This is a genomic window from Bacillus sp. DX3.1 (genome assembly GCF_030292155.1).
Classification (GTDB): Bacteria; Bacillota; Bacilli; order Bacillales; family Bacillaceae_G; genus Bacillus_A.
In genome coordinates this window covers 4687763-4709628 of sequence record NZ_CP128153.1, presented here as the reverse complement: position 1 = coordinate 4709628, position 21866 = coordinate 4687763, and the positions used below count along the sequence as shown (strand labels likewise).

Here is a 21866-nt window from a genome sequence, read left to right as displayed (position 1 = left end):
GGAATAATATTCAAATTTAAAATGAAATGAGGAATAAAAATTGAAAAAAATCATATTAGCTTCTACTGCATTAATTGTAATTGGTGGATTAGTTTTTAGCATCAAAGGAGTAGGAGCGAAGAGTTTTGAAAAAAAAAATTCCTTTGAAGTAGATCGTATTGAAGAAGTAGAGATAAATAACGAATCTTGGGATATTGAGTTCAAAAATACAAAATCAAAAAAAATAACAATCGAAGTTGAAGGAAAACAAAAAGACAAGAAGAACGATCCTGTAACAATTACAAATGATGGGAAGAAAATTGAAGTGAATCAGAAAGACCAAAAGGGGATTTTTGAAGGATTCAGTTTTGGAAAGAAAGGTACGATCTATATTTCTATCCCAAATAATGAAGTTGATACGATTACATTGAATAATAGCTTTGGTGATATAAAAATGAATGATGTAACGACTAAAAACATTGTAATTTCAAACGACTCTGGTGCTGAAAAGATTGAAGGACTGTCAGCAGTCAAAGGTAAGTTTACCTCAAAAGATGGGGAATTAAGTTTGAAAGATAGTTCGTTAAAGGAATTAACTGTAGATTCCAATACCGGTGATAACTATCTTACAAGTGTGACTAGTCCTAAGATGAAAATTACTTCAACAGATGGTGAAGTATCGATCAAAGGCGTAAAAGAAGGAAAGTCATTATTTGTAGAAACAAAGTCAGGAGATATCTCTGTATCTTATAAAAAAGCTCCCACTTCATTAAAGCTTACTGCTAACAGTGATTCATCTGATATAACAGTTGATTTAGATAGCTTTAAGAAAAAAACAAATACTGAAAAATCAAAAGAAGGTACGATTGGTGATGCATCAAATAAATTGGAGCTCTTAAGCAAAGATGGAGTTATAAATGTAAAGTAATAATTATGGTATGTTAACACTAAATTGGACAAATAAAATAAGGTCTTTAAAATAGATATCAAAAAACAGAGAAAAAAACTATTATGAGACAAAATGCGTTTTTACTGTTCTCTTGCTCTTCAAGTTACTTGAAGGTTTAGAATGTGAGCAGAGAGCCGTAAGAGAGCGTTTTGAAAAGAAAAAATTGAGGAATTAAATGGGGGTCGGAGGAAGGGTTGTCAATATGAGAAGACTATGGCAGTATATAAGCATATAAGGAGCACCTTATAGTTTTTTTGTGAATTTCAAGTTCGTAATTGCTATTCTTACGAAGTTGTAAAACGGAAATTGAAAATAATTCTTGTATATTAGAATTAATGATAACGAGTGGAGGAAATAAAATCATGTCTAATTTACCAAATTGCCCAAAATGTAATTCAGAATACACTTACGAAGATGGAAGTCTTTTCGTTTGCCCAGAATGTGCGCATGAGTGGACTTTAGCATCAGAAACTGAAAATAGTGAAGATACAAAAGTTGTTAAAGATGCAAATGGAAATGTTTTAAACGATGGTGATTCTGTAACAGTAATCAAAGATCTTAAAGTAAAAGGAACTTCATTAGTTGTAAAAATTGGTACAAAAGTAAAAAGCATTCGTTTAGTAGATGGAGATCATGATATTGATTGCAAAATTGATGGTTTCGGAGCTATGAAATTAAAATCTGAATTTGTTAAAAAGGCATAAAGTGAAACGTTTATAGATGATCGCAGAAAAATTATAAAAGGAAGCATAACTTTGCATAAAATGCAGGTTTACGCTTCCTTTTTTTGTATGTAAGAATACGTTTTCTCAGAATTATTTATCATAAAGGACAAGACAGAATTGTTCTATCTGTTTGCATTGCAAATTAATCCATTGCTTTTCTCCTCACTATCTGCCAAGCTTAAGAAGATAAAATACTTCATAGAAAGAAATGTATAGGTGACTAATATGATTGAGATAAAGACTTCCACGCTCAGCGATGGAGAATTCAATAGAGGCGTATTTGCAACGCGCGATATAAAAAAAGGCGAACTTATACACGCAGCGCCAGTTATTTCTTACCCGAATGAAGAGCATGTTTTCATAGAGAAAACGTTACTTGCTGACTACGCATTCGAGTATGGGGTGAATCATACTGCAATCCTTTTAGGATACGGCATGCTGTTTAACCACTCCTATAAGCCGAATGCGACGTATGAAATCGTTTTTGAGAATCATACGTTTAACTTCTTTGCTTACAAGGATATAAAAGCAGGAGAAGAGATACTCATCAACTATAATGGTGAGGTTGATGACGATGAGTTATTATGGTTTGATAAGGAAAAAGAAGAAAACGATAAGTAATAAAGTATGTAAAGAGCACATTCTATTGGATGTGCTCTTTTGTATGCAGTAAAAACTTTGAAAAAAATATAAATTGTTGAAACCAAATAGCTATGTAGGCTATCTAATAAATGGAAGGAGGGATACGATGGACGAGATAAAATTAGTTAAAAAAGCGAGAAAAGGTGACGATGTAGCTTTTGAACAGCTTATTAGTCTACATCAAGACAGGTTGTACCGTACTGCTTATATGTATGTACAGAATAAAGAGGATGCACTAGACGTTGTACAAGAAACAGTGTACAACGCGTATTCATCCATAGAACAGTTACAGAAACCAAACTATTTTTTGACATGGTTGACACGTATTCTTATACATAATGCCTATCAGCTATTAGGTGAGAAGAAAAAAGTGAAGAAGATAGAAGATGGAAGAGAAGCCGATGCATATGAGGCGATGCCTAACAAGTTACATCAAATTGAGCAACATATTGATTTGCAGGGAGCAATTCAAAGGTTGGATGAAAATTATCAAACAGCAATCATTTTATATTATTATTATGATCTTCCAATCAATCAAATTGCTTGGCAAATGAATATACCAGAGGGAACGGTAAAGACATATTTGCACCGAGCGAGAAAGGCTCTAAAAAAATTATTAGGGGGGAGTGATGAGAATTGGATAAACAGTGGTTTGATGACGAAATAAATAAAATTGATGTACCGAAACAAGAACTGAATATGAGTATACAAAAAGGAATTGCTAGGGCAAAGGCAGAAAAACCAGTTAAAAAGATATATAAGAGAAGAAAAATTGCTTTGTTAACTGCAGCTTCAATATGTATAGGTGTACTAGGCTCTGGATTTGTGTTTCCACAAATGAGCCGTGTATTGGCGGAAGTTCCGATTATCGGGAAAATTTATTCGCATTTTCATGATACAATTGGTCAAAATTTATCGGCAAGTAAGCTTGTAACAGAATTAAATCAGCAAGCGGTGAGCAATGGGATTAGCGTAACGATGAACAGTGTGTATTATGATGGTGGTAGAATTGGCGTTACATTTAAAGTAGATAATCCAGATCAAGTAGTGATAAGAAATAATTCTGGTAGGGATTTTTATTATGATTTTAAGCTTGTTGATGGGAGTCCGAAATGGATGAGTGCAGCTTCATTTGATGGAAAAATAACAAAAGACGGTTGGTTTGGGAATATTCACATTGATTATCCAGAAAAAGAGCTTCCACGAAATACAACGTTACCAATTACCATTACATCTATCGGGGACACAAAAGGGACTTGGAAATTTGATATTCCAGTGCAACAATTAGAAAATAAAATCATTAACCCCCACCAATCCATAAGTAGTGAAGATAAAGAACATACATTCAACTTTGAAAAGATTACAGTTGGAAAAGAATCAATTGCAATCGACTATAAAGCAATTTATCCGCTTATAGGGGAGAATGATTTAGCGAGAATTGGAAAAGTGACTGATGATAAGGGAAATGAAATAGATTTTAAAACGTCAGGTATTGAATTTGGAAGAGAAAAAGTCGGAAATCAGATAGAATCTGATGAAAGATCTATTTTTGGGAAAATTCCAGTGGGTTCGAAATTTATTACGCTACATCCAAATGTGCGATTGTCTGAAAAAACATCTATTCAGGCCTTAAATAAAAAGACACCATTTGAAATACAAAGTACTCGTAGTGATTTGAAGATGATCGTTAATAAAATTCAGCATAAAAAACAGCGATTAATTGTGCAATATACACTTCAAAATGTTGATACAAAACATAAATCTATGGACGAATTGATAAATTACGGAGAAGTTATGAATTTGAAGGATTCTTCATATTTGGATAAAGAATTTGCACCAATTGGTCATGTTATAAAGGGCTGCGATGTAAAGGTATTGAATAAGGAAAAGTTACAATTCCAAGCGACATTTAAGTTAGATGGGGAATATGGTGTGAAGAATTTTAGTTTAAAGAATTATGTATTAGATATAGGAATGTCACCATATCATCCTGAAAAGTCATTGCGACCAGTCAAAATTCAATTAAAATAATATGAAAAAGGATGCCCTTAACATATAAGGAGGCATCCTTTTGTGCTTACTTCACACTCCTTTAAACAACTGGCATACAATATGAAATTTCTTTGCAACAGAAAAGAGTGGGTAGTTATATTCAACTCATTCAAAGGTGTTACGATAAAGTGAAATTTTGATTAGTGGGGATCCATCCCTCACCAATCAGGCGTTTATGGGCAGTTTAGCCCTCAACTAGCTTCTTTATTTCTTGCAGAACTTTAAGGTGAAGCTATTAATGTCCGTTAATGAGAGGATAAATTTTCTTTCGTTGTGTCATATATTTTTTTTGCATTGCTTTCTTAAAAAAATTATAATTTAATATGAGTATAAACTTTATAAAGTGTAAAAATAAGCTGTATAATATTTAAGTGCTTTTATATGAAACGTAAATAGGGAGATATCCGTATTGAAGCTTGCTTAACTATGCTGGCGAATCTATACGATAAGTAACTATCTGTCTCTTTTCAACAATGTTTACAAGATGAAATTATATTTGCCACATTAGATGAATGGGTGAAATAGTTCGAAGAGGATAAGTGGATTGCTTTAAATTTGTTCGAGCTCCCTATAGTATAGAAGATAATACAGGATGATACTTTTTCAAAATAATTATTTAGTAGAAATAGAGGAAATATATTATGGATATTCATGTAGTGTATAAACATTTACAGAAAATGCTATCAAAAGAAAACATAAAAAAGAACGAACCTTTAAAAAAACATACGTATATAAAAGTAGGAGGAAAAGCTGATATCTTTGTGACACCTTCTACATATGCTGAAATTCAAGGTGTTGTACAATATGCTACTGAATACAACATTCCACTTACGTTTTTAGGGAACGGATCCAATGTCATTATAAAAGATGGTGGAATTCGTGGAATCACATTAAGCTTAATCAACATAAAAAAGATTACTGTGACGGAGCATACAATTACAGCACAAAGTGGTGCAGCGATTATTGATGTATCGAGAGCCGCGTTAGAACACAGTTTAGCAGGACTTGAATTTGCCTGTGGGATACCTGGAACTGTCGGGGGTGCACTGTATATGAATGCAGGTGCGTATGGTGGTGAGATTGCGCATGTATTAACAAAAGCTATTGTAATGACAAACGAAGGTGAGTTATACGATTTATCAAGAGACGACTTTGATTTTGGTTATCGTAAAAGTACGTTTGTAAACAATCATTACATTATACTGGAAGCGACTTTTGAACTTGCAAGTGGTATCGATAAAGATATTAAAGGAAAGATGGATGATCTTACTTATCTTAGAGAAACAAAACAACCATTAGAGTATCCATCGTGCGGGAGTGTTTTCAAGCGACCGCCTAATCACTTCGCTGGGAAACTCATTCAAGACAGCGGACTGCAAGGAACAAAAATCGGTGGTGTGCAAGTTTCGGAAAAGCATGCCGGGTTTATGGTGAACGTTGATAATGGAACAGCACAGGATTACGTGGATTTAATTCACTTTGTTCAAAAGACGGTTCAAGAAAAATTCGGAGTGACATTAGAAACAGAAGTAAAAGTAATCGGTGAAGACTGATTCGATTGTTCAGGAAAAATGATGACAACATCGCAAATGGATGAATGTAAGTAACCGTATCATGACTATCACAATTGTGTATTTAGGTCTCTAGCAGAATAAGATTGCGTTGGCTATTATGGAAATAAGAATTGCTTTGAAATAGGTCTGTATGTAATTGACAATAATATTTTAATTCAATATAATGACTATAATATTATACATAATATACGTTGAAAGAGCCCAGTAGCAGTTTGTCACTGTTATCAAGAAAGCTAGGGGTTGATGCAACCTAGCACAAACAAACTTGTGAATTACACTCTCGAGTATCTTAGGTAATGCTAAGCGGAGTAGCAATCGATACTATTGCTAAGAGTGGTATGAATGTGTGCTTGTAGCGCTATTCATACAATTTGGGTGGTAACACGGTTAAAAATCGTCCCTATGTCTAATATAGACATAGGGACTTTTATATGTATCAGCATTCATTTGAATTATAAGGAATTTGCAAATTAAAGGAGCTGGATAAACATGAATATTATTGATGAATTAGACTGGCGCGATGCCATTAACCAACAGACAGATGCAGAAGGATTACGTAAATTAGTAGAAGAGAAAAAGATTTCCTTGTACTGTGGTGTTGATCCAACTGGTGACAGTATGCATATTGGACACTTAATTCCATTTATGATGATGAAACGTTTTCAATTAGCTGGACATCATCCTGTTATCTTAATCGGGGGAGCAACAGGAACGATTGGTGATCCAAGTGGACGTCAAACTGAACGCCAATTACAAACATTAGAACAAGTGCAAGATAATGTTGATGCACTAACAGCACAAATGAAAAAGCTATTCGATTTTGGCGGCAATAGTGAAGTGAAAATGGTAAACAACTACGACTGGACACATAAAATAAATGTCATCGACTTCTTACGTGACTACGGTAAAAACTTTAGTGTGAATAGTATGTTAGCAAAGGATATTGTAGCAAGCCGTTTAGATAGTGGAATTTCATTTACAGAGTTTGCATATCAAATTTTACAATCTATGGATTTCCATCATTTATACAAAGAAGAAGACGTACAACTACAAATTGGTGGTAGTGATCAGTGGGGAAATATTACGAGTGGTTTAGATTTAATTCGTAAAAAAGAAGGCCCAGAAGCGAAAGTATTCGGATTAACGATTCCATTACTATTAAAATCAGATGGCACAAAGTTTGGTAAATCAGCAGGTGGAGCAGTCTGGTTAGACCCTAAGAAAACAACACCGTTTGAATTCTACCAATTCTGGGTGAATTCAGATGATCGTGATGTAATTAAATACTTGAAATTCTTCACATTCTTAACGAAAGATGTGATTGATGAACTAGAAGGTAAGGTTCAAACAGAGCCTCATAAACGTGAAGCACAAAAAGTATTAGCAGAAGAAATGACAAAATTTGTTCACGGTGAAGAAGCGTTTGTACAAGCTGTAAAAATTACACAAGCATTATTTAGTGGAGATATCAAATCATTAACAGCAGATGAAATTGAGCAAGGATTTAAAAATATGCCTACTTTCCATGCTTCAAAAGAAACAAAAAATATTGTAGAGTGGCTAGTGGATTTAGGGATTGAGCCATCTAGACGTCAAGCTCGAGAAGATATTAATAACGGGGCTATCTCTATGAATGGTGAAAAAGTGAATGATGTAAACACAGACGTAACAGTGGAAAACTCATTCGATGGCAGATTTATTATTATCCGTAAAGGGAAAAAGAAATACAGCCTAGTGAAATTAGGAGAATAAAGTAATATTTGCATGAGAGAAGAGTAACGATTGGTTACTCTTCTTTTTTGTAGTGTTAGCGGGTGAAAACAAATAAAAAACCCGAATAATGGATTCCATTATTCGGGTTACAGTTCAGATTAATAAGCTAAGCTGAATAGTCCTTTAATATGTGTTAAGTAACGAACGTTACTTGCTTCTTTCATTAGAGATGCTGGAAGCCCTTTAAGTGGAGTTGAACTTGCTCCAATTGTAGCAACTGCATCTTTACGACCTAGGCTTGCAAGTGTTCCAGAGTTTACTGGTGCAAACTCTTCAAACGATTTGCCTTCTAGGTATGCGTATAAGTTGTAGCCGATAAGTTCGCCCATTTGCCAAGCAATTTGTGCAGTAGGTGGGTATGGACGACCTTCTGGACCGAAGACAACAGCACTGTCGCCTGCAACGAATACGTCTTTATGAGAAGTAGATTGAAGGTATTCGTTAACAGTTGCACGGCCACGATTTACTTCAAGACCTGATTCGCCAATTAACGGATTACCTTGTACGCCACCTGTCCAAACGAACGTATTTGCAATGATTTTTTGTCCATCTTTTAAATCGATTACATTGCCTGCAACATTTGTTACAGGAAGACCAGTTAAGAATTTAACACCGCGTGCTTCTAAGCTAGTAGTTGCACGTTCAATTAAATGATCTGGTAAAACTGGAAGGATCTTTGGACCTGCTTCTACAAGTAATAGTTTTACTTCTTTCGGATTTACACCGTGGCTTTTCGCAAGCTTAGGCATAATATCAGCAAGTTCACCAACTAGCTCAACACCAGTTAATCCACCGCCGCCGATTAAGATAGTAGCATCAGCTTCATTTTTTGTTTTTGCATATTCACGAATACGATCTTCAATATGCTTATAAATTTTGTTTGCATCATTTGCAGATTTTAATACCATGCTATTTTCTTCTAGTCCTGGAATACCGAAGTAAGCTGTTTTACTTCCTAATCCAACTACAAGAGCATCATATGTTAAAGTAGTGCCACCTGCTAGTTTCACTTCTTTTTTATCTACTGAAAATGAATCAACTGTTGCGATCTTAAGATCAATATCAAGGCCTTTGAAAAGTTTCTCAAGCGGCATTGCGATAGCTTGTTCAGAAACGTTTCCTGCTGCAAGGCGATGTAGTTCTGTGATGATTTGATGTGTTGGATATTGGTTGATCACAGTAACTTGTGCTTCAGATTTACTTAAGTGTTTGCGAATGTTTAAAGCGGCTAGGAGTCCGCCATAACCAGCGCCTAAGATGACAATTTGTTTTGACATTATTATATCTCCCGTCTTTACTAATAGTAATGTAAGTAAGAACTATTTATTATCACGTTCTGCAGTGATTTGAAGGTAAGCGTTTACAAAGCGAAATAGCTTCTGTGCCTGTGGGTCTTTTAGCATTTTTAACAGACCAAATAGACCGATTACGTCAGTGCTTACCTCAGCACGATCCTTCGCTTCAATAGCAGTTGCTGCGATAGTTTTCACAGTGTCTTTTACAGGTTCTACAATTTCTTGGATCGCTCCAACTGTATCATTTTTTAAGACTTCATCAGTAGCGACTGCTTGAGCGAAGTCATAAGACTTAGTTAAAACATTTACAAGCTCAGTCAATTTTGGAAGCTGTTCTACTAAGGCTGTTAAGGACTCCTGAACCTCAGGTTTTAATAACTGATCAAGTACATCAAGTTGTCCCTGGCTAGCAGAAAGTTGTAATGATTCTTGTTCAGGCTTTGTTTGAGTGATTGTTTCTGACATCTCCAATTCTCCTTTACGATAGCAATGCTTCTGTATTTTTGGGAATAAAACATTATCCCTGATGGGAGGTAAGATTTCTCGATATGAAAGGAATCGAGAAAATTTGCGAAACTTTACACAAAGTTTTACAAATAATAACTTTTAAACTTACTATTGGTAGTGAATGATTCATGATGTCCTATTTGAAGGAGCTATAAAAAATCACCTAATCTGAAATAATAAATTCAAAATCATGATTTCTTACCTGTAGCTTATGGACTTGTCCTGTAAAAGAAGTTGTCTATAAACTGGGACCCTCCTTAACCGGGAAGGTTTTTATAACATACATTATATATTATATACTATATAAACTCAGGTTAACATAAAAATGATTTCTAAGATTTTGACTTATGCAAATGAATAGGATGATATGCCTATTATATCAATAAAATAAAAAATGAAAAGCTAATCATGATGATGGTTAGCTTTTCATTTTGTAGCTTTTTTATTTATCTACTTGCGTCATAAGCATGGATAAATTCCCTTGTTTTTCAAGATGACATTCGCCCCAAGAGCAAAGCGAATCAAGGATTGCTTCTAAAGACCAACCATAATCGGTAAGAGAGTATTCAACTTTGGGCGGAACTTGATTGTATACCTGTCTTTGTATGACACCATCTACCTCTAACTCCCGTAACTGCTGTGTTAACATCTTTTGCGTAATCCCAGGCATTAAACGTTTTAATTCGCTTGTACGTTTCGTTCCCTTTGTTAAGTGGCAAAGAATGACCACTTTCCATTTTCCACCAATAACCTCTAGGGTTGCTTCTACAGGAATATTATATTGCTTCATAATAAAACCTCCTTTTGATGAATCTTTGTGTAACTAGGTCAACAAAAGAAGCTGCATTCATGTACATAAAGATCTCTAAGTTACTTTTTAGTGCCTATCGTACTTTAAAGTACGTACTAGTTCTTAGGATGAATCTATTTCATAATAGCATAGGTAAGAGGAAAGAGAGTAGTACGGTACTAAAAAGTATCTAAGTTACTTTTTAGTACCTATAGCACTTAAAAGTGCGTTCTTTCTAAAAAGAATGAAACCATTCATAATAGCATTTACGAGCGGTAGGAGCTGTTTGGATTCGAAGATAAAAAGGCCTTTTTATCCCGCATTAACGGGCAGTAAGACCCCCTATCTCAAAGTTCAGCAAGAAGCAAAGAAGTTAGGTGGAGGAAACTGCCCGTAAAAGCCCGATTGGTTCAACCACTGATCAAAGTTTCACTTTATCATGCTGTTATTATAGGTTTTCTTATATTAAGGAGGTATTCGTTTGGGTTCATATATCGTATCTTCTTCAAATTCTCAAACAGATAGAAGAAGTATATTAGCTTTATTGGCATTAGCAATTAGTGCTTTTGGAATTGGTACAACTGAATTCATAAGTGTAGGTTTGCTACCATCTATAGCAAGTGATTTACATGTTTCCGTTACAACAGCTGGTTTAACAGTTTCTTTATATGCGTTAGGAGTAGCGTTTGGTGCTCCGGTATTAACATCTTTAACAGCTAGTATGTCACGTAAAACGTTATTAATGTGGATTATGATTGTGTTTATTATCGGCAATAGTATCGCAGCTATGGCAACAAGTTTTGGCGTGTTACTTGTAGCGCGAGTGATATCGGCATTTTCACATGGTGTATTTATGTCGATTGGTTCTACCATTGCAGCTGACCTTGTACCAGAAGACAGGCGCGCTAGTGCAATTGCGATTATGTTTACTGGTTTAACAGTTGCAACAGTAACGGGTGTACCAATTGGTACATTCATTGGACAACAGTTTGGTTGGAGAGCTTCTTTCATGGTCATCGTTGCAATTGGAATCGTTGCCTTAGTGGCAAACAGTATATTGATTCCATCTAATTTACGAAAAGGTGCATCAGCATCATTTCGTGATCAATTAAAAATTGTAACAAACGGTCGATTACTTCTTGTGTTCATTATTACAGCATTAGGATATGGAGGTACATTCGTAACGTTTACGTATTTATCTCCATTACTACAAGAAGTTACAGGCTTTAAAGCAGGAACGGTTACAATCATCTTATTGGTATACGGTATTGCGATTGCAATCGGGAATATTATTGGCGGAAAGCTATCCAACCGTAATCCAATTCGATCCTTATTCTTTATGTTTTTCATACAAGCAATTGTATTGTTTGTATTAACCTTTACAGCCCCGTTTAAAGTGGCAGGTCTGATTACTATTATCTTGATGGGACTATTTGCATTTATGAATGTTCCTGGATTACAGGTATATGTTGTTATATTGGCAGAGCGTTTCGTTCCAAGTGCTGTAGATGTTGCGTCTGCAATTAATATCGCTGCATTTAATGCTGGGATTGCCCTCGGTGCTTACTTAGGTGGTGTTGTAACCGACTCTTTAGGATTAATTCATACCGCATGGGTAGGAGCTATTATGGTAGTAGGCGCAGTTGTTTTATCAGCATGGAGCATGAGATTAGAGAAAAAAGATCAAGAAACAGCAACACGTTAACAAGACTCTCAGTTGTAAAAGAATTGAATAAAAGTTTTGATAATAACATTTAATTATATTATAAGAATTAAATAATGAAAGAGGAGAACTTACTATTATGATGAATAATTTACAGGATACAACAACATTGCATAACGACGTAAAAATGCCTTGGTTTGGCTTGGGTGTATTTAAAGTGGAAGAAGGTCCAGAACTTGTACATGCGGTCAAAACAGCAATTAAACAAGGGTATCGTAGTATTGATACAGCAGCTATTTATGGCAATGAAAAAGCAGTCGGACAAGGAATTCGAGAAGGTATAAAAGAAGCAGGGATTTCAAGAGAAGAGTTATTTGTTACTTCGAAAGTTTGGAATGCGGATCAAGGGTATGAAGCAACATTAGCAGCGTATGAGGAAAGTTTAGAAAAAATGGGATTAGAGTATTTAGATTTATACCTTGTTCATTGGCCTGTAGAAGGGAAATATAAAGAAACATGGAGAGCGCTAGAGACACTTTATAAGGAAGGGCGAGTACGTGCAATTGGAGTGAGTAATTTCCAAATTCATCATTTACAGGACGTCATGCAAGATGCAGAAATGAAACCAATGATAAACCAAGTCGAATATCATCCGCGTTTGACGCAAAAGGAATTGCAAGCTTTTTGTAAGGAACAAGGCATTCAAATGCAAGCCTGGTCTCCGCTTATGCAAGGGCAGCTATTAGATAATCCTGCACTACAAGAAGTGGCAAATAAGTATGGAAAATCAATTGCTCAAGTTATTCTACGTTGGGACTTGCAAAATGAAGTTGTAACCATTCCAAAATCTACAAAAGAACACCGCATTATTGAAAATGCAAGCATATTTGATTTCGAATTAACAAAAGAAGATATGGAACAAATAGATGCTTTGAACCAAAATCACCGCGTTGGTCCAGATCCAGATAACTTTGATTTTTAATAGAACGTACAAAAAGAGCGTAAATTCGTGTTTACGCTCTTTTTGTATGTATAATAAAAAACTAAATATTCACACAAAAAACATTTACTCTCTATCAAGAATAAGATATCTTTAATTTATAATATAAAAAATCTAGAGTATATGGGGAGAAACACATGAATAGTCATCAAACAAATCGTTTTCGTATGTTAATTGTTACAGCATTATTTGCGGCTATTACCGGTATTCTTGCGCAAGTTACAATTCCATTGCCTCTCGTTCCGATAACTGGACAGACGTTAGCGATTGGTCTTACAGCGACCATTTTAGGTTCGCGTTATGGCACTTTATCTGTATTAGTATATGTTTTAATTGGAGCGACAGGGATTCCTGTTTATGCAGGATTTAGCGGGGGCTTATCAGTTTTGTTTGGACCTACAGGTGGTTTTTTATTAGCATTTATCCCGGCTACCTTTTTAATTGGTTTTGTAACAGAAAAAACAAAGCTTACATTTTGGAATTCGTTAATGGCTAATATTTTAGGGATGTTTGTGACATTATCTATTGGGACAGTATTTTTAAAATATGTAGCGTCTTTAAGTTGGCAAGCTGCATTTATGGGTGGTTTTGTTCCTTTTATAATTGTAGGTGTAATAAAGGCTGCTTTAGCGGCTTGGATTGGTATTAAAGTGAGAGAAGCATTAGTACGTTCTAGGCTTATATTGCAAGGAAACTAAATGATGTAAAAAGCATAAATTGGGTCAATTTATGCTTTTTTTATGTGTACTGTTAAAAAATGTCTTATCAACAATAACGCATAAAAAAGCCCCTTAACTAGATACTATACGTAGTAAATTCGTTATGTTTAATCATAATGTAAGGGGTTGTAAACATGAATGTAAAACAATCGTATAAGCTGTTGATTGCCTTATTGAGCGTGTTATTTGTTTTTGTAAACTTACTGTTCCCAATGCAAAAAGCATGGGCAGAAGTAATGGATCATACAAAATACCAAATGGATTGGAGTTATAGTAAATCGTTAAAGAAGCCAATTCGAACAGAACTCATTAAAACAGCAGATGGAAAAATAGCTTATTGCTTAGATGTTTTTTTGAAGTCACCAAGCGGGCAGGATTTACCTGAGATGGGGAAAGTGGACATTGGGGTATACCGAGTGTTATTAAATGGATATCCACAAAAAAGTCCACAGGAGTTAGGAGTATCTGATTGGAGAGAGGCTCACTATGCAACGCAACTTGCGGTATGGAATGCGTTAAAACAAATTGACGTAAATGATTTAGAACATCGTAATAAAAATGTAGAAAAAGTAGTGAATGATATTGTTGCAAAAGCGGCAAGCAGTGAAGAAGTACAAGAGATCACGATGAGTGTATCTCCAGCAGAAAAACAAGAAGCTGTACTGAAAGATGAGTTCTTTGAAACAGGTTTATATACTGTACAAACAAATGCGAAAAAGGGAACGTACCAAGTGCAAGCAACTGGTGCACCTGAAGGCGTAAAGTTTGTGAATGAAAATGGTGAAGCGAAAACACAATTCAATGTAGGAGAAAAGTTCCGTGTTTTAATTCCAAAGGCAACGAAATCCGGTGAATTTAACTTTAAGGTACTAGGGAATTTAACGAAATTGCAAGGGATTGCTTATAAGGGAACAGAAACGATTCAAGATGCGGTTCTTCTGTTGGAACGAGGAGAAGAGAAAACAAGTCCGGAGTTAGCGGTAAGTTGGAAAACTGTCGAAGTTCCGCAAAAACCAAACAAGCCATCTACACCGTATAAAAGATAAAATAAAAAGTGCTGGCAAATGCCAGCACTTTTTATTTTATCTTTTAATTATTCAGCTTCTGATACAACTGTGAAGCGTTCGTTAACGTGTTTTGGATTTTCAATTTCGTCGAGCGTAGCTACAGCATAATCTTCGTAACTTACATAGCTATCGCCTTTTGCGTTAACAAGAAGGTGATCTTTTCCTGCTTTGTAAGACCCAGTGCGTTTTCCAAGTGCGAACAATGCAGAAGGGCTAATGAATGTCCAATTGATTTCGTCTGTTTGTTGTAAAATTTCTAAGTTCTTTCCTTGGTTTTGAGCAGTTGCAAGGTATTCTACTGGGAAACCTGGTGTGTCAAATACGCGTGTTGTTTTTGCTTCATCTACAAATAAGCTTCCTGCTCCGCCAACAACAACTAATTTTGTATTAGGAGTACCTTTCATTGCTTCAATTAATACATTTCCTGCATCGACATGAAGATGTTCTTTACCAGCAGGAGCACCGAATGCGTTCACTACAACATCAAATGCTTGAAGATCATCTGCAGTTAGATTGAATACATCTTTTTCTAAAACATTTACATTAGCTTCTGTAATTTTTGATGCACTTCTCACGATTGCAGTTACTTCATGACCTCTATCAAGTGCTTCTTTCATAATACGACTTCCAGCTTTTCCGCTTGCTCCAATAATTCCGATTTTCATCAGTAATCCCTCCGAGTTTTCTATAGAATAGATTTTTTAAAATGTATGAATAAAAGTGAATAGATATATTTGGTCAGTTTTTCCACAACCTGTTGTAACCATTCTAGTTACATAATTGGTTTTTGTCAATTGGTTTGTTTAAAAATGTAATTATTATGTAGTATGCCTTATTTTATAAGTAAAAAAGAGTATTTTTGAAGCGTGAAATGGTTACTTCAAAAAATGTTATTTTATTTGTTTATTTCATAAAGTTACATAGCGATGTTAGAAAATCTAACATTTGGAAGTCAGGTTCTGTCGGAAATTGTTGATTTTTGAATGTTTTTTGAATATAATTCAACTTATGGAAGTGGAAAGGGAGGTTACAATATGATAGGCATTTTAGAAAAATTCGTTGAGGTAACGAATACAATTCTTTGGTCTTATATTCTTATTGCAATGTTAATTGGCCTAGGGCTCTATTTTTCTTTTAAATTGAATTTTGTACAGATTCGTCATCTAGGGGAAATGGTACGTTTAATGGGTGATGGATTAACAGGGAAGACACGCAAAAAGGGAAGTGTTTCTTCTTTCCAAGCTTTCTGCATGAGTTCGGCGGCCCGCATTGGGATCGGAAACTTAGCAGGGGTAGCACTAGCGATTTCTATGGGTGGTCCAGGAGCAGTCTTTTGGATGTGGGTGATTGCTATTGTTGGAGCATCTTCAAGCTTTGTAGAGAGTACGTTAGCTCAAATTTATAAAATAAAAGATGGAAGTGGATTCCGTGGTGGTCCAGCGTATTATATGGAAAAAGGTTTAAATAAACGCTGGATGGGAATTTTATTCTCTATTTTAATTACAATTAGTTATGGACTTATTTTTAACGCAGTACAAGCAAATACAATTACACTTGCCTTCAAAAATGCATTTGGTATTGAGCGTTACGTTGTAGGAATCGTAGTATCTGTATTAATTGCAATTGTTATTTTTGGCGGTGTGAAAAGTATCGCACGTATTTCAGAATTAATCGTGCCACCAATGGCATTAATTTATATTGCCGTAGCTGTTTTTGTTGTTATTAAAAACTTTGCGTTACTTCCAGACGTGTTTACAGAAATCTTTATGAATGCATTTGGTTTTAAAGAAGCGGTGGGAGGCGGCGTTGGTGCCGCAATTATGATGGGTATTAAACGTGGCCTATTTGCGAATGAAGCTGGTATGGGGAGTGCACCGAATGCGGCGGCAACAGCTGATGTGACACACCCTGCTAAGCAAGGATTTATTCAAACAATTGGTGTATTAGTAGATACATTCTTAGTATGTACATCGACAGCGTTTATCGTATTGTGCTCTGGCGCGTATAAAGCATCAAATTTAACAGGGATTGAGCTAACGCAAGCAGCTTTAAGTTCACAAATTGGGGCTTGGGCAAGCAGCTTCTTAGCAATTATTATTTTCTTATTTGCTTTCAGCTCATTACTAGGAAACTACTATTATGGTGAAACAAATATTGAATTTATTCAAAGAAGCAAGACATGGTTAACAATGTATCGTTTTGCAGTAGTTGGGATGGTAATGTTTGGATCTATCGCAACGGTACAAATTGTTTGGGACCTAGCTGATTTATTTATGGGCTTTATGGTTATTACGAACTTAATTGCGATTACACTTCTTGGTAGATTTGCATATGCAGCTTTAGCAGACTATTTGAAGCAAAAGAAACAAGGAAAAGATCCTGTCTTCCATGCAAGCTCTATTCCAGGCTTGAAAAACACAGAGTGCTGGGAAGATTCTGCGGTAGAAAGCGAAAAACAAGTAGGATAATTGAAGTATAGACGAGTATCAGGATGAGCCTGATACTCGTTTTTGTTATTTCAAAAGTTTTTTATGCTATTGATGAAAACTAATCGAATGTTGTTTCTTCATTTGGATTAAGGCTTGTATACAGTGCGACATTAGTAAGTATTCTATATAAATCCATTTTGATTTTTCGACATATAGCCGCGGCTATGGATAACAAAAGGTGACCTGGACTCGTTTTCTCTCTTTGTTTTCACTATGTCTGGGCAGGAAAAGGATCTGACCGCTTCTATGCATGGCCGGATGCTCTCTCCCACCTAAAAAGAAGGGTTTTATGTCGGTTTTTTAATTTGTATTTATATATCAGCGATTATCGTTGGTGTTATGTTATAAAGTGAAACTTCTAACAATGAACGTTTGTCTTCTTGGATTACCTATATATTTGGTTCGTGAGAGCAGTGAAAAAAGCAATGTGTTCATTGCTTTTTTGGGTATCCAGTAGGCATAGCAAGAACCGGATTGTGAAGGGGAATCTAAGGGGAGTCGAGAGGGAGAATTTTACATACTATTTTTTGAAAAATTATGTTGCATTTCTTAAAGGTAACGCTTACAATTTGATTGTGGGTGGTATCATTTTCATACTTTAAATCGAGTAGAGAAGAAGAGACTACTAATTATAAATTGCAATTTATGTAATCGCTTACTTATTTTAGGTTACAGTTTAAAGTAAATAGTATTTTAAGGGTTTTTATTTTTTAATATCAATGGTCAGACGTCATTCGTTGGACGACCAATAACTCATGGGAAGTGGAGGATTCACATATGAAGCTAGTTATGTTTCTAGTCGGTTTACTTGTTGTATTTGTACTAGGTTTTCTTGTAAGTTCAGATCGGAAGAAAATTAAATATAAACCAATTGCAATTATGCTTGTTATTCAATTAGGATTAGCATACTTCTTACTGAATACAAAGATTGGATATGTGTTAGTAAAAGGAATTTCAGATGGATTTGGTGCCATCTTAAAATATGCAGAAGCAGGGGTTAACTTCGTATTTGGTGGTTTAGCAAATGATGGACAAGCACCGTTCTTCTTAACGGTATTACTACCAATCATTTTCTTAGCAGTATTAATCGGGATACTGCAGCACATTAAAGTTTTACCGATTATTATTCGTGCAGTTGGATTCGTATTAAGTAAAATTAATGGATTAGGAAAACTTGAATCATATAATGCAGTAGCAGCGGCAATAGTTGGTCAAGGTGAAGTTTTTATTACAGTAAAAGATCAATTAAGCAAGCTACCAAAAAATCGTTTATATACACTTTGTGCGTCTTCTATGTCGACAGTATCGATGTCAATTGTCGGTTCGTATATGAAAATGATTGAACCAAAATATGTAGTGACAGCACTAGTATTAAACTTATTTAGTGGATTTATTATCGTTCATATCATCAATCCTTACGATGTGAGTGAAGAAGAAGATATTTTAGAACTGCAAGAAGATAAAAAGCAAACGTTCTTTGAAATGTTAGGCGAGTACATTATGCTTGGATTTACAATTGCGGTTACAGTAGCAGCAATGTTAATTGGATTCGTTGCTTTAATTACAGCTATTAATGGTGTGTTTGACTCTATCTTCGGTATTACATTCCAAAGTATTTTAGGGTATGTGTTCTCACCACTAGCGTTCATTATGGGGATTCCAACATCAGAGATGCTAGCAGCTGGACAAATTATGGCGACAAAATTAGTAACGAACGAATTTGTTGCAATGCTTGATTTAGGAAAAGTAGCAAGTGATTTATCAGCTCGTACAGTTGGTATTTTATCTATCTTCCTTGTATCATTTGCAAACTTCTCATCAATTGGAATTATCGCAGGTGCAACGAAGAGTATTGATGGAAAACAAGCAAATGTTGTATCTTCTTTCGGATTAAAACTTGTATACGGTGCAACATTAGTAAGTATATTATCAGCGATTATCGTTGGGGTTATGTTATAAAGTGAAGGTATTACTGTCCATTAGTGCAGGATGAAATTAAGAAAAGCAATGAGCGATATGCTCATTGCTTTTTTTGTTTACTCAGCAGGTGGCGTAAATGTGCGCTTTTCTAATTCGGCATCTAACATAAATAGAGCATTAGAATCACTTGTAATACGTTTTAGTTTTTGGATAATGCTATCGAAAGAGGCTTCTTCTTCTACTTGTTCGTCAACGAACCATTTCAAGAATGTAATTGTAGCATGTTCGCGTTCATCCCAAGCGATATCTGATAGGTTATAAATACGTTTTGTTACTTCACGTTCATGCTCAAGCGCGATTTCGAATGCGCTTAAAACAGATTCGTATTCATTGTTAGGATTTTCAAATCCAGTAATAATAGCACGCTCACCGCGGTCATTAATATAATTGTAAAGCTTCATTGCGTGGAAGCGCTCTTCTTCTGCTTGTACGAGAAAGAAGTTCGCAAATCCATCATAGCTTTCTGCTGTGCAGTAAGCAGCCATTGCCATGTAAACATGCGCAGAGTAAAACTCAAAATTCATTTGATCATTAAGCGCGTCGTGTAATTTTGTAGATAACATAATCATCCTCCTTCATGTTCATTCTGAAACATCATATCACAATTGATAAAAGTTTTACTTTATTGGAAACGGTTAGAAAGTTTCTCTACATGTGCCTCCATAATATCTTGTAAGTCTAAATCATATTTTTGAGAAAGAACGATGAGATTAGCTAATACATCTCCAATTTCTTCTTTTAAATCAATCAATAATTCATCTTCTTGCTTCGCTTGTTCATCAGGGCGATCACGTCCAATTTCAATGGCACGTACAACGCGTGAAACTTCTCCTACTTCTTCAGTTAAGAAATTTAAGCGGATAAAAGAGTTATATTGCGACCAGCTCCGCTTTTCGTAAAATTCCTCAACCCATCTTTGAAATTCGGCTATATTCAATTCTTTCCCATCCCCTCAATATGTTGTACAATGTTTATTGTATCATAACAATATATAGTTTTGGGGTGTGGGTATGAGAAAGATTTGTGTGTTTGCCGGTTCCAACCTAGGGGAACGATCAGAGTTTCAAGCGCAAGCAAGAAAACTTGGTGAAGTGCTCGTTCAAAATAACTATGAATTGGTATACGGAGGTTCATGTGTTGGATTGATGGGCGAAGTAGCTAATCAAGTATTACAACTAGGTGGCCGTGTAACAGGTGTTATGCCCCGTGGTTTATTTCGAGGAGAAATTGTCCACGAGGGATTAACAGAGTTAATTGAAGTAGAAACAATGCATGAGCGTAAAGCAAAAATGAGTGAACTCTCAGACGCATTTATAGCATTGCCAGGAGGATATGGAACATTCGAAGAATTATTCGAAGTTGCATGTTGGTCACAAATTGGGATTCAGGAAAAACCAGTAGGGGTCCTAAATATTGCAGATTTTTATTCACCGCTATTACAAATGATTGATCGTGCAGCGGAAGAAGGATTTATGAATCCATCGAATAAAGAGCTGATTGTTTCTGCGGCAACTGTTGAGGAATTGATTTCCCAAATGCGAGACTATAAACGCCCAGTTATGGGGAATAAGTGGAAGCAATTATCATAATATAATGAGCAAGTAATTACATTTAAAACGCATGAATTTTCGCATGGAAAATGACATGCGTTTTTTTGTGGGTATATGGACGTGCTTGATTGAATAGCTTGGTTATTTATGTGAAAAATAATGAAGATATTGTAAAGTTAGAAAGAAAGGTTCTGAACGATTGGAGGAGAAATAGATTATGGAAGAGGTTGTATTTCCAGAGTTTATTTTTTTAAGGCCTATCTTTATTGCCTTTATAGTTGCTTTAGTCCTTTTATTATTTGTTATAATGCTCCAAAGAAAGTACCTTATTAATGGTTTTTCGCTTGTTTTTATATTATTGATTTGTTTAGTGACCTCTGCGGTAACACTTTTTGCATCGGGATTTATTGTGGATGAGTATAATTTAGCGGGAGACGAACAATCTTTTTATATGTTCTTGATAATTGTAGGTTTATGTATCATTAATTATATCGTTTACGTTATGAAAGGTCTTAAACGTAAACGAGGAAAATAGATGAATGACCGATTTGTGTTAGTAAAAGAAAACAGCATACAAAAAAGGAGCTTGGAAAGAATGTTTCCAAGCTCCTTTTTTTGAGTGAGCCGCTTTTGCTTTTCTTAGTGATTCAAGAACGCACGTAGCATCCAAGCGTGTTTTTCTAGTTCTGTGTAGATGCCTAATAGTAAGTCAGAGGTCATTTCATCGTCAGTGTTTTGAGCGATTTTCATGCCTTTTTTCAATTCGCCTAGCATCATTTCGTAGTCTTTCATAATTGCTTCGACCATCCCTTCTGCAGTCTCTCCGTAAGCCGCTTCTTGAACAGAAGATAGTTCTAAGTATTCTTTCATTGTTGCTACTGGTTTACCACCAATTGCTAAAATACGTTCAGCGATTTCATCAATGTGTCCAGCTGCTTCTGTATAAAATTGTTCGAATTTCTCATGTAGTGTAAAGAATTGTGGTCCTTTTACATACCAATGGAAGTTATGTAATTTTGTAAATAAAACACTCCAGTTTGCTACTTGTTTGTTTAATACTTCGATTACTTGTGTGTTCATATGATCAATCTCCTTTTGAGTTTTTATATTAT

At 35.3% G+C, this 21866-nt stretch carries 22 protein-coding genes and 1 other annotated feature; of the genes, 15 read left to right on the top strand and 7 right to left on the bottom strand.

All coding sequences use genetic code 11. The features are described from left to right. Positions 1 to 40: 40 nt before the first annotated feature. From QRE67_RS23765 to tyrS, 7 genes are all read left to right on the top strand, one after another. The gene (locus QRE67_RS23765; RefSeq protein ID WP_286122617.1) at positions 41 to 907 is read left to right on the top strand and encodes a DUF4097 family beta strand repeat-containing protein; all 867 of its coding nucleotides are present in this window, start codon (positions 41 to 43) and stop codon (positions 905 to 907) included. Between the two features lie 383 nt (positions 908 to 1290). After that, the gene (locus QRE67_RS23760; protein ID WP_286122616.1) at positions 1291 to 1632 is read left to right on the top strand and encodes a zinc ribbon domain-containing protein YjdM; all 342 of its coding nucleotides are present in this window, start codon (positions 1291 to 1293) and stop codon (positions 1630 to 1632) included. A 246-nt stretch (positions 1633 to 1878) separates the two neighbouring features. Beyond that, on the top strand, positions 1879 to 2274 hold the full coding sequence (locus tag QRE67_RS23755) for an SET domain-containing protein (RefSeq protein WP_286122615.1): 396 nt from the start codon (positions 1879 to 1881) through the stop codon (positions 2272 to 2274). Between the two features lie 127 nt (positions 2275 to 2401). Beyond that, positions 2402 to 2962 (top strand): sigma-70 family RNA polymerase sigma factor, encoded by a 561-nt coding sequence (locus tag QRE67_RS23750; RefSeq protein ID WP_286122614.1) that lies wholly within the window; start codon positions 2402 to 2404, stop codon positions 2960 to 2962. Then, positions 2932 to 4326 (top strand): DUF4179 domain-containing protein, encoded by a 1395-nt coding sequence (locus QRE67_RS23745; RefSeq protein WP_286122613.1) that lies wholly within the window; start codon positions 2932 to 2934, stop codon positions 4324 to 4326. The genes QRE67_RS23750 and QRE67_RS23745 overlap by 31 nt, the downstream gene beginning before the upstream one ends. A 698-nt stretch (positions 4327 to 5024) precedes the next feature. Continuing rightward, complete coding sequence (gene murB / locus QRE67_RS23740) at positions 5025 to 5900, top strand: UDP-N-acetylmuramate dehydrogenase (RefSeq protein WP_483298718.1); 876 nt, start codon at positions 5025 to 5027, stop codon at positions 5898 to 5900. 203 nt (positions 5901 to 6103) lie between these two features. Further along, positions 6104 to 6326, top strand: a binding site (T-box leader). A gap of 84 nt (positions 6327 to 6410) precedes the next feature. Next, positions 6411 to 7673, top strand: coding sequence for a tyrosine--tRNA ligase (gene tyrS / locus QRE67_RS23735; RefSeq protein WP_286122611.1), 1263 nt, complete (start codon positions 6411 to 6413; stop codon positions 7671 to 7673). Positions 7674 to 7792: 119 nt separating this feature from the next. Here the strand turns inward: tyrS and QRE67_RS23730 are convergent, their stop codons facing one another. From QRE67_RS23730 to QRE67_RS23720, 3 genes are all read right to left on the bottom strand, one after another. Next, positions 7793 to 8971 carry an NAD(P)/FAD-dependent oxidoreductase gene (locus QRE67_RS23730; protein WP_286122610.1) on the bottom strand — a complete coding sequence of 393 codons (1179 nt, stop codon included), beginning with the start codon at positions 8969 to 8971 and terminating at the stop codon, positions 7793 to 7795. Between the two features lie 42 nt (positions 8972 to 9013). After that, complete coding sequence (locus QRE67_RS23725) at positions 9014 to 9454, bottom strand: helical membrane plugin domain-containing protein (RefSeq protein ID WP_286122609.1); 441 nt, start codon at positions 9452 to 9454, stop codon at positions 9014 to 9016. Between the two features lie 484 nt (positions 9455 to 9938). Further along, on the bottom strand, positions 9939 to 10286 hold the full coding sequence (locus QRE67_RS23720) for a winged helix-turn-helix transcriptional regulator (protein ID WP_286122608.1): 348 nt from the start codon (positions 10284 to 10286) through the stop codon (positions 9939 to 9941). 481 nt (positions 10287 to 10767) lie between these two features. On the opposite strand from QRE67_RS23720, the gene QRE67_RS23715 reads away from it, so the two are divergent. The 4 genes from QRE67_RS23715 to QRE67_RS23700 all read left to right on the top strand — a co-directional run bounded on the left by QRE67_RS23715 (position 10768) and on the right by QRE67_RS23700 (position 14714). Next, complete coding sequence (locus QRE67_RS23715) at positions 10768 to 11991, top strand: MFS transporter (RefSeq protein WP_286122606.1); 1224 nt, start codon at positions 10768 to 10770, stop codon at positions 11989 to 11991. 100 nt (positions 11992 to 12091) lie between these two features. Next, the gene (gene pgoN / locus QRE67_RS23710; protein ID WP_483298717.1) at positions 12092 to 12931 is read left to right on the top strand and encodes a glyoxal/methylglyoxal reductase; all 840 of its coding nucleotides are present in this window, start codon (positions 12092 to 12094) and stop codon (positions 12929 to 12931) included. Positions 12932 to 13086: 155 nt separating this feature from the next. Beyond that, positions 13087 to 13647, top strand: a complete 561-nt coding sequence (locus QRE67_RS23705) for a biotin transporter BioY (RefSeq protein WP_286122603.1) — start codon at positions 13087 to 13089, stop codon at positions 13645 to 13647. A gap of 155 nt (positions 13648 to 13802) precedes the next feature. After that, positions 13803 to 14714, top strand: a complete 912-nt coding sequence (locus QRE67_RS23700; RefSeq protein WP_286122602.1) for a thioester domain-containing protein — start codon at positions 13803 to 13805, stop codon at positions 14712 to 14714. Positions 14715 to 14761: 47 nt separating this feature from the next. Here the strand turns inward: QRE67_RS23700 and QRE67_RS23695 are convergent, their stop codons facing one another. Beyond that, positions 14762 to 15400, bottom strand: a complete 639-nt coding sequence (locus QRE67_RS23695; RefSeq protein WP_286122600.1) for an NAD(P)-dependent oxidoreductase — start codon at positions 15398 to 15400, stop codon at positions 14762 to 14764. Between the two features lie 372 nt (positions 15401 to 15772). Here QRE67_RS23695 and QRE67_RS23690 point away from each other — a divergent pair, with 372 nt between their 5' ends. Then, a complete protein-coding gene (locus tag QRE67_RS23690; protein WP_286125367.1) occupies positions 15773 to 17203 on the top strand; it encodes an alanine/glycine:cation symporter family protein in 1431 nt (476 codons plus the stop codon). 798 nt (positions 17204 to 18001) lie between these two features. Further along, positions 18002 to 19183: a NupC/NupG family nucleoside CNT transporter gene (locus QRE67_RS23685; RefSeq protein WP_286122599.1), complete on the top strand. Its 1182-nt coding sequence runs from the start codon at positions 18002 to 18004 to the stop codon at positions 19181 to 19183. 77 nt (positions 19184 to 19260) lie between these two features. Here the strand turns inward: QRE67_RS23685 and QRE67_RS23680 are convergent, their stop codons facing one another. Together QRE67_RS23680 and QRE67_RS23675 are read right to left on the bottom strand one after the other, a co-directional pair. Next, positions 19261 to 19767, bottom strand: a complete 507-nt coding sequence (locus QRE67_RS23680; RefSeq protein ID WP_016112449.1) for a ferritin — start codon at positions 19765 to 19767, stop codon at positions 19261 to 19263. Between the two features lie 59 nt (positions 19768 to 19826). Further along, complete coding sequence (locus QRE67_RS23675) at positions 19827 to 20141, bottom strand: MazG nucleotide pyrophosphohydrolase domain-containing protein (RefSeq protein ID WP_286122598.1); 315 nt, start codon at positions 20139 to 20141, stop codon at positions 19827 to 19829. 73 nt (positions 20142 to 20214) lie between these two features. Here QRE67_RS23675 and QRE67_RS23670 point away from each other — a divergent pair, with 73 nt between their 5' ends. Beyond that, positions 20215 to 20793: an LOG family protein gene (locus QRE67_RS23670; RefSeq protein ID WP_286122597.1), complete on the top strand. Its 579-nt coding sequence runs from the start codon at positions 20215 to 20217 to the stop codon at positions 20791 to 20793. Positions 20794 to 20971: 178 nt separating this feature from the next. Beyond that, complete coding sequence (locus QRE67_RS23665; protein ID WP_286122596.1) at positions 20972 to 21289, top strand: hypothetical protein; 318 nt, start codon at positions 20972 to 20974, stop codon at positions 21287 to 21289. 104 nt (positions 21290 to 21393) lie between these two features. Here QRE67_RS23665 and QRE67_RS23660 read toward each other — a convergent pair whose 3' ends face one another. Then, a complete protein-coding gene (locus tag QRE67_RS23660) occupies positions 21394 to 21834 on the bottom strand; it encodes a Dps family protein (protein WP_286122595.1) in 441 nt (146 codons plus the stop codon). Positions 21835 to 21866 lie beyond the last annotated feature (32 nt).